The following is a 9,044-nucleotide window of genomic DNA, read 5'->3' as shown; positions in this document are numbered from 1 at the left end:
GCCTCCCGCGACGGGCGGCCTACCCGTTCGCCGCCCGCACGCTTCCCCTCGGACGCGCCGACCGGCCCGTGCGCGGCGGTGGTGCCGGCCGCGGCCGGCGCCACCGGCGCCCGTCCCCGGGTGCGCACCTCGGCGACCACCGCGGTCACGAAGCCCTCGTCACCGCCGGGGCGTTCCCCGTTGCTGGCGGGGGCGGCCCGCGCCAGCGCCGCGTCGAGCCGCGCGGAGACGGTGGCCAGGCCGGGTTCGAGCGCGCCGGCCTCGCGGAAGGCTCCCAGCACGTCGGAGACGGAGTCGGTGGCCTCCAGCCCCTTGCCGCGCACGTCCCCGAGCACCAGCCGCACCGTTCCGTCCGGGCCGGTGACGGCGCCGTAGAAGTCGCCCCCGATCCGGGTCTCGTGGACGGCGGCCCGGTACCGGCAGGCGATGAGGAGTCCGCCGAGGTGCGGCGGCGGGTCGCGGACCACGGCGCGCTGCACCGCCTCGGCCACCGCCCGCGCCGACGCCATCCGTCGCCGGGCGCGCCGCACCAGGAGGTTCACCCCGACGGCGATCACGGAGACCGTCCAGACGGTGATGACCTTGACGACGCCCTCGACCACCCCGGCCTCGTCGAACCAGATGAGCATCACGACGGCGAGCAGCGTCGCCGCGATGCCCGAGAGGATCGTGCCGCGCAGCCCCAGCAGGGCGGCGGCCACGACGGGCGCGGCGGCCATCAGGGGGGTGAACACGATGTGCGGGGGCGCGGCCGGGTTGAGGGCCACCGCCAGCGCAAGGAGCAGCAGCGGGATCAGGGAGGTCCCTCTCCCGCCCCACGCCCGGTCCGCCTCACTGCCCGCCACGTACCCACTGTCTCCCCGGGGCGGTGGCCCGGCCACTCGGGCCGCGCCGGGCGGCAGCCCGTGGCCGCGGCCCCTGGCCGCACGGGCGGCGGCCGGTCGCGCCGCCCGTTCCGGGCCGCGCCGGCGTGGCCGGTTCGGGACGGTCGCGAGGAACGGCCGGTTCGCCCCCTTTCCCCGTCCCGCCGTGTGTACGGGGTGTGTGCACCCGCCCCGCACGGCGGCACCCGCGGCACGTCCGCCCCGGTGAACGACGGCGGTCCCAGAGGACCGTTCGGGCCCGTCCGCCAGGCGGAACGGCCCGTTCACGCGCCTTGCGGGCGCGTCGCGCCCGGTGAAGTCGCGGGTTCAGCGGTATCTCACCCGCCGTTCACTTGGCCAACCTCGTCCGGTCGCCAGGCGCTCCTACGTTCGTCCCGACGCAGTCACATCAGATCACTGCCGGCCGCACGGGCCGGCGTTCCTGAAGGAGCAGAACCCATGCGCAACTGGCGCGCCAAGACCGCCGCGCTCGCCGCGGTGTCCGCCCTCGCCCTCTCGGCCTGCGGCAGCGACAGCGACGACAACGGCAACGGCGGCAACGGCGGCAGCGGCGACGCGGCGGCTTCCGAGGGCAGCGGCCTGTCGGGCACCGTCACCGGCGCCGGCGCCTCCTTCCCGGACCCGCTGTTCCAGGAGTGGATCGCCGAGTACACCCAGCAGGTCGAGCCCGACGTCACCATCAACTACCAGAGCGTCGGCTCCGGTGCGGGTGTCGAGCAGTTCATCGGCCAGTCGGTCGCCTTCGGCTCCTCCGAGGAGTACCTGGACGACGAGGCCCTGGAGGAGGCGGCCGGCGCGCGTGACTGCTCCGCCGTGCAGTTCCCCGTCGTCTTCGGCGCCGTGGTGATCGCGTTCAACGACGAGGCCCTCGACGGCCTGGTCCTCGACGCCGAGACCATCGCGAAGATCTACGACCGCGAGATCACCAACTACAACGACCCGGCGATCGCGGACCTCAACCCCGACATGGAACTCCCCGACCAGGAGATCCTGCCGGTGCACCGCTCCGACAGCTCCGGCACCACCTTCGTCTTCTCCAACTACCTCGACGAGGAGGTGCCGGCGTGGTCCGACAAGTACGGCGCGTCCAAGGAGCTGGAGTGGGCCGACGGCACCCTCGGCGGTGACGGCAACCAGGGCGTCGCGCAGGGCATCTCCCAGAACCCGGGCGCCCTCGGCTACGTCAACCAGTCGTTCGCGCTGGAGGCCGGCCTCTCCGTCGCCCACGTCGTGAACGCCGACGGCGAGGCCGTCGCGCCGACGCTGGAGGCCACCTCCGCCGCCTCCGAGGAGGCCGAGGTCCCGGAGAACTTCCAGTTCACCATCGACGGCATCGGCGGCGAGGGCTACCCGATCGCCGGTACCAACTGGATCTTCACCTACACCTGCGGCTACGACGAGGCCACCACCGACATCCTCAAGGGCTTCTGGACCTGGGCGCTGGAGTCGGAGCGCGCCGACGAGCTCGCCAACGAGCTGGGCTACGCGCCGCTGGGCGACGAGCTGACCGAGCGGGTCCTGGCCGAGGTCGAGAAGACCAACAGCGAGGGCTGATCCGGCCGCCCCGCACCGGGCCGGGCGCTCCCACCGACGACAGCGTGGGACGCCCGGCCCCGGCGGGAGCGCCCGACCCGCAGGCGGGGAAGGACGTCCCGCGCCGCGGCGCCCACGCGCCGGCCGTACCGCAGTTCGCCGGAGTGCCCACCGGCGGTCGGTCCCACCCCAGCCCGGCCCGGCCCACACGAGCAGGAGCAGATCGATGTCGGTCATCACCGACCAGAAGCCGCAGGACCCGCCCCCCGGGCTGCGGTCCCGCAAACGACGCCGCGTTGCCGACCCGGCGTTCCGCTGGTTCGTCACCATCACCGGTACCAGCGTCTTCATCATCCTGGCCGCCATGGTCGTGCGGACCACCACCGAAGCGTGGCCGATCTTCCAGCACCAGGGCTTCTTCGGGTTCCTGACCGGCGACCGCTGGGTGTCGGGCGGCTCGCGCAGCGACGACCCGGCGGACTTCACCGGCGTGTACGGCGCCTGGCCGTTCATCTACGGCACGCTGGTCACCGCGCTGATCGCGATCGTCCTGGCGCTGCCGCTCGCGCTGTGCATCGCCTTCTACATCAACCAGTTGGCGCCGCGCCGCCTGCGCAAGCCGCTCTCCTACACCGTGGAGATGCTTGCGGCCGTGCCGAGCATCGTCTTCGGCATGTGGGGCCTGTTCTGGCTGGTGCCCAACGTGCTGCGGCCGTTCTTCGAATGGCTGGAGTCGTGGGCCGGCGGCTTCTTCCTGTTCGAGGGACCGGTGTTCGGACCCGGCTACCTCGCCGCCGGCATCGTGCTGGCGATCATGATCCTGCCGATCATCACCGCGATCGTCCGCGAGGTCATCGCCGTCAACCCGATGGATCAGCAGAACGCCGCCTACGCGCTGGGCGCCACCCGCTTCGAGGTGATGCGGAAGGTGATCCTGCCCTCCAGCTTCTCCGGCATCGTCGGCGCCAGCATGCTCGGCCTCGGCCGCGCCGTCGGCGAGACGATCGCCGTGATGATGCTGATCGGCTCCACCAAGAGCTGGGACTCCAGCCTCCTCCAGCGCGGCGACTCGATGGCCGCCCTCATCGCCTCGCTCTTCAAGGAGGCCACCCCCGAGGGCGTGCGCGGCCTGATGGCGATCGGCGTGGCGCTGTTCCTCTTCACCATGGTCATCAACGTCGCCGCCCGCCTCCTGGTGTGGCGGATCGGCCGAGTCGCGGGAGACGCCGCCGTATGAGTGCCACTTCGGACCTGAAGCCCGCCGAGCGCGGCGCCGGCGAGCGGACCACCCCCACCGGCCACCGCCCGCTGCGCGAGACGCAGGGCAACGCCGGGCGGCGCGCCGTCGCCAACCGCGTCGCACTGACCGTGCTGACCGTCGCCATGGTGGTGGCCGTCATCCCGCTGGTGCTGATCCTCTTCAAGGTCGCGTCGGAGGGTCTGGCCGCCGTCGGGTGGAACTTCTTCACCCTCGACGAGCCGACCTACCGCGTCGAGGAGGCCGGCTACCGCGCCGGGTTCGTCGGCACCGCCTACATCATGGTCGGCGCGATCCTCATGGCGATCCCGCTCGGGCTCGCCACCGCGATCTACCTGGTCGAGTACGGCCGGGGCCGGCTGGCGTCGTTCGTGCGGTTCTTCACCGACGTCATGACCGGCATCCCCTCGATCTTCGTCGGCCTGTTCGTGTACGGCCTGCTGATCTCCAGCGGCGCGATCTTCCACACCGGGTTCAGTGCGTTCGCGGCGTCCCTGGCGATCGCGATCATCATGCTGCCGATCGTGACCCGCTCCTCCGAGGAGATGCTGAAGCTCGTCCCCGACGAGTGGCGCAACGCCAGCTACGCGCTGGGCGCCAGCAAGTCCCGGACGGTGCTGACCACGGTGCTGCCCGCCGCCGCGCCCGGCCTCGCCACCGGCTCGATGCTGGCCGTCGCCCGCGGCGTCGGCGAGACCGCGCCGCTGATCCTCACGGCGCTCGGCTCCCGCTACCTGGTGACCACCTACTTCTCCGACGCGCAGGGCGCCGTGCCGCTGCAGATCCACAGCGGCGCCATGCAGCCCTTCGAGGCGGGCATCGAGCGCGCCTGGGGCGGCGCGCTGTCGCTGTTCGTCATCGTGCTGCTGCTGGTGGTGGTGGCCCGCTTCGTGGGTTCCCGGGCCAACAAGCTCGGCTGACCCGGCACCGACCACCACCCCACCCCTCCCGGGCGCGCCGGCGACGCACCCCGCGCCGCGCGCCCGGACCCGAACCCCGGGAGGACCCCATGACCCCTTCGCCCACGCAGACGGAGGAGCGCACCGCTCCCCCCGCGGGCCCCGGTGCCGCCGGCCCGGCCGCCGACTCCGCCGCCGACTCCGCCGCCGCGGAGGGCACCCCGCCCGAGGAGAGCACGGCGACGCAGCCCGCCGAGGAGCAGGAGCCCGTGCAGGACGCCGTCTTCGACCTGCAGGACGTCAGCGTCCGTTACGGCTCGTTCATCGCCGTCGGTGACATCACCATGAAGGTGCCGCGCCACCAGGTCACCGCCTTCATCGGCCCGTCCGGCTGCGGCAAGTCCACGCTGCTGCGGTGCCTCAACCGGATGAACGACCTGGTGCCCGGCGCGTCCGTCACCGGCGAACTGATCTACAACGGCGAGAACGTCTACGCCCCCGACGTCGACCCCGCCGAGGTCCGCCGCCGCATCGGCATGGTCTTCCAGAAGCCCAACCCGTTCCCCAAGTCGATCTACGAGAACGTGGCGTTCGGCCCCCGCCTCAACGGCTTCTCCGGCGACCTCGACGGCCTGGTGCAGCAGTCACTGGAGCGGGTCGGCCTCTGGAGCGAGGTCAAGGACAAGCTCAAGGAGAGCGGCCACGCCCTCTCCGGCGGCCAGCAGCAGCGGCTGTGCATCGCCCGCGCCATCGCGGTCGAACCCGACGTGCTGCTGATGGACGAGCCCTGCTCGGCGCTGGACCCCATCGCCACGCTGAAGATCGAGGACCTCATCCACCAGCTGAAGTCCACGTACAGCATCGTGATCGTCACCCACAACATGCAGCAGGCCGCCCGCGTCTCCGACCGGACCGCCTTCTTCAGCGTGAACATCGACGACCACCAGGGGATGCGGACCGGCCGGCTGGTCGAGTACGACCGCACCACGAAGATCTTCAACAACCCGGCGCAGCAGCGCACCGAGGACTACGTCACCGGTCGCTTCGGCTGACACCCCGAGCCGGGGCCGGAAGGGCCCGGCGGGGTCCGGTCGCGACCGGGTCGGGGCGCCCGGGTCGGCTCGGCAGCGCGCCGCCGCCCCGGCCCGGGCGCGACCGTCCCAGGCGCGACCGGACCGGACTCGACCGGATCGGACTCGACACGGCCCCGCGGCCGGCGGCGCCGCCGCCCCCACGGGGCCGTCGGCGTCGGCGGGGCCGTCGGCGTCAGCGGAGGCGGGCCTGCGAGTGCGAGGGCGTCCGGGGCCTGCGCGTGCGGAGGGCAACCGGACGCGGGTGCGCGGCGACGGCCCGGGCCGGTGCGGTGTCACGCGCCCCGTCGCGGGCGCAGCATGCGGGGCCACGGGGAATGCGCTCCGTCGCCGGCGGCAAGGCGCGGCGCGCCGTTGCGGAACGCGCGGCCGGGCCCCGGGCGACCGCGTTGTGGCGCGGTCGCGGACGGCTGCCCCGGGCCGGCGCCGCCGGCTCCCCCACAGGCCCGTCGCGGCGGCCCGCGACCGCCCGGATCTGCGCCCGACGCCCGACCGGCGCACATCCGGACGGTACCGGCGGCGCCCCTTACCGGTACCGTGGTGCGGATGAGCCAGGTCACCAGCGGGAGCAACCCCCGCACTCTCGCCGACGAGCTGCGCTCGCGCACCGACTCCGATCTGGCCGGGCTGCTGCTCGCCCGCCCCGACCTGCTCTCGCCCCTGCCGGGCGATCTCTCGCAGCTCGCCACCCGGGCCGGCACCCGCGCCTCCGTGCAGCGGGCCCTCGACCGCCTCGACACCTTCGGCCTCCAGACGGCCGAAGCCCTCGCCGTCGCCGGGCCGCCCTGCTCCCTCGACGACCTCGCCGTCCTGCTGCGCGACGGCGAGCACCGCCTGGCGGAAGCCCTGGCCACGCTGCGTTCCCGCGCGCTGCTCTGGGGCCCGCCCACCGCCATGCGGCTGGTCCGCACGGCGCAGGAACTGCTCGCGCCGACCCCGCAGCGCCCCGGCCCCACCGGGCTGGGCCCGACGCTCGGCGAGACCGTCACCGCGCTCTCCCCGCGCCGCGCGCAGGAACTGCTCGCCGCCAACGGGCTGCGTGCCACCGCCGATCCGGTCGGTGCCGCCCGTGCCCTCGCCGAACTGTTCTCCGACACCGACCGGCTGAGCTCCCTGCTGGCGGAGGCACCCGACCACAGCCACGACGTGCTGCGGCGGCTGATGTGGGGGCCGCCGCAGGGCGAGGTCTCCGCGCGGCCCGCGCCGCACCTGCGGTGGCTGCTGGACCACGCGCTGCTCGTGCCGACCGCACCGGGCACCGTCGTCCTGCCGCGTGAGGTGGCACTGGCGCTGCGCGGCGGCCGCTCCCACCGCGACCTGCGGCCCGACCCGCCCGAGCTCACGATCCACACCCACCACCGCGCCGAGCGCACCGACGTGGTCGCCGCCGGCCAGGCGCACCGCGCGCTGGCCCTCACCGAGGCGCTGCTCGACCTCTGGGAGCGCGAGCCCCCCGCCGTGCTGCGCACCGGCGGGCTCGGCGTGCGGGAACTCAAGCGCGCCGCGGTCGCCCTGGACATCCCCGAGCCCGAGGCGGCGTTCTGGGCGGAACTCGCCTACGCGGCAGGGCTGGTGGCCTCCGACGGCGGCACGGACGAGCGCTACGCGCCGACGCCCGCCTCCGACGAGTGGCTGCGGCTCACCTCGCCGGAGCGCTGGACCCGGCTCGCCGCCACCTGGCTCGACACCACGCGGTGCGCCGCGCTGGTCGGCGAACGCGTCCCGCAGCAGGGCGCGGCGCGCGGCCGCCCCGCGGACCGGTCGTTGGCCGCGCTGGGCCCCGGGCTCGACCGCGGTCCCGCCCCGGAACTGCGGCTGCGCGTGCTGACGCTGATGGCCTCGGTCGAGCCCGGCGCCGCACCCGAGCAGTCGGCGGTGCGCGAGCGGTTGCGCTGGCAGGCGCCGCGTCGCATGCCGGACACGCTGCGGGAGCTGCTGTGCTCCGCGGTGCTGACCGAGGCCGAGCACCTGGGGGTCACCGCCCACGGCGCCGTCGCCGGTTTCGCCCGGCCGCTGCTGGCCGCCGCCCACGCGCGCGCCACCGAACCGGACCACGCCGCGGTCGCCCTCCTCACGGCGACGCGCGAAGCGGCGCCGTCCCCGGCGGCGGACGCGGCGGACCCGGCGGACCCGGCCGCGACCGGACCGGGCGCGCCGCACACCGCACAGACGCCGCAGTCTGAAGCGTCCGCCGTGGTCGCGGCGACGGACGGCTCGGCGGAGCCGGCCGCCCCGGCCGCCTCCGCCGTCACGGCAGCCACGGCAGGGCAGGACGCGGCAGACGACAGCTCGGCCGCCGAGCCGTCGGCCGACGCGGAGGTGGACCCCGCCGCGGCGGCCGCGTCCGCCGCCGAACTGCTCGCACCGCTGCTGCCCGAGCCCCTCGACCACTTCCTCCTGCAGGCCGACATGACCGCCGTCGCCCCGGGGCCGCTGGTCCGGGACCTGGCCCGCGCCCTCGGCGACGCCGCGGACGTCGAATCCACCGGCGGCGCCACCGTCTACCGCTTCAGCCCGGCGTCGGTGCGGCGGGCGCTGGACGCCGGCCGCACCGCGGCCGAGCTGCACGCCTTCCTCGCGGAGCACTCCCGCACGCCGGTGCCACAGCCGCTGAGCTACCTCGTCGACGACGTGGCCCGGCGCCACGGCCGGCTCCGCGCCGGCACCGCCGCCGGGTACGTCACCTGCGAGGACGAGGCCACCCTCGACCAGGTGCTGGCGGACCGCCGCCTCGCACCACTGCGGCTGCGCCGGATCGCGCCGACCGTGCTGGTCGGCCCCGCCGGCGGCGACCTGCTGCTGGCCGCGCTCAAGGAGCACGGCTACGCGCCGTCCGCCGAGAGCAGTGACGGCGGCGTCGCCGTGGGGGCGTCCACGCCGCCCCGGCGGACCCCGCCGCGCTCCGCCCCCGAGCCGCAGCCGGACGGCCCGCCCGGCACCGACGCCTCGCTGTTGCGGGCGGCGGTGCGGGCGATCCGCTCCGGCGACCACGCGGCGGGCGCGGCACCCACCGCCGGCGGCCGCCCGCCCTCCGACCCGCCGGCCTCGATGCCCCGGACGGAACCGGCCGAGACGCTGCGGCTGCTGCGCGCGGCGGCCGGAGGCGACTCGCTGGTCTGGATCGGCTACGTGGGCGCCGACGGCGTCGCCACGCAGCGGGTACTGGCGCCGGTGCGGGTCGAGGGCGGCTTCGTCACGGCGTTCGACCACACCGCCGAGGAGGTGCGGACCTACCCGCTGCACCGCATCACCGGCGCCGCCCCCGCCGTCGGCTGACCCGCGGTCGGGAGACGCCGGGGCCTCGGGGCCGCCGCGCGAGCGGCGGTGATCGGTGGCGGCGCGGCGTCGGCGGGGGCGGCGTCGGCGTTCGGGCGGCGCC

6 protein-coding genes are annotated in these 9,044 nt (G+C 75.2%); 5 read left to right on the top strand and 1 reads right to left on the bottom strand.

Annotated elements, in window-relative coordinates; genetic code table 11:
- Positions 1-845, bottom strand: an 845-nt coding sequence (locus HCN56_RS27225) for a SpoIIE family protein phosphatase (RefSeq protein WP_167969091.1), incomplete at its 3' end; no start/stop codon positions are given.
- 477 nt (positions 846-1,322) lie between these two features.
- Here HCN56_RS27225 and pstS point away from each other — a divergent pair.
- The 5 genes from pstS (at position 1,323) to HCN56_RS09505 (ending at position 8,941) form a co-directional block, all read left to right on the top strand.
- Complete coding sequence (pstS, locus tag HCN56_RS09525) at positions 1,323-2,438, top strand: phosphate ABC transporter substrate-binding protein PstS (RefSeq protein WP_167969090.1); 1,116 nt, start codon at positions 1,323-1,325, stop codon at positions 2,436-2,438.
- Between the two features lie 205 nt (positions 2,439-2,643).
- Positions 2,644-3,654 carry a phosphate ABC transporter permease subunit PstC gene (gene pstC / locus HCN56_RS09520; protein WP_167969089.1) on the top strand — a complete coding sequence of 337 codons (1,011 nt, stop codon included), beginning with the start codon at positions 2,644-2,646 and terminating at the stop codon, positions 3,652-3,654.
- Positions 3,651-4,595 carry a phosphate ABC transporter permease PstA gene (gene pstA / locus HCN56_RS09515; protein ID WP_167969088.1) on the top strand — a complete coding sequence of 315 codons (945 nt, stop codon included), beginning with the start codon at positions 3,651-3,653 and terminating at the stop codon, positions 4,593-4,595. The genes pstC and pstA overlap by 4 nt, the downstream gene beginning before the upstream one ends.
- Before the next feature lie 89 nt (positions 4,596-4,684).
- On the top strand, positions 4,685-5,626 hold the full coding sequence (gene pstB, locus HCN56_RS09510) for a phosphate ABC transporter ATP-binding protein PstB (protein ID WP_167969087.1): 942 nt from the start codon (positions 4,685-4,687) through the stop codon (positions 5,624-5,626).
- A 585-nt stretch (positions 5,627-6,211) separates the two neighbouring features.
- Positions 6,212-8,941, top strand: a complete 2,730-nt coding sequence (locus HCN56_RS09505) for a helicase-associated domain-containing protein (protein WP_167969086.1) — start codon at positions 6,212-6,214, stop codon at positions 8,939-8,941.
- Positions 8,942-9,044: the final 103 nt, after the last annotated feature.

This window comes from Streptomyces lonarensis (assembly GCF_012033735.1).
GTDB classification, from domain to species: Bacteria; Actinomycetota; Actinomycetes; order Streptomycetales; family Streptomycetaceae; genus Streptomyces; species Streptomyces lonarensis.
Note: the sequence above shows the minus strand (reverse complement) of the source record. Positions and strands in the feature narration are given on the sequence as shown.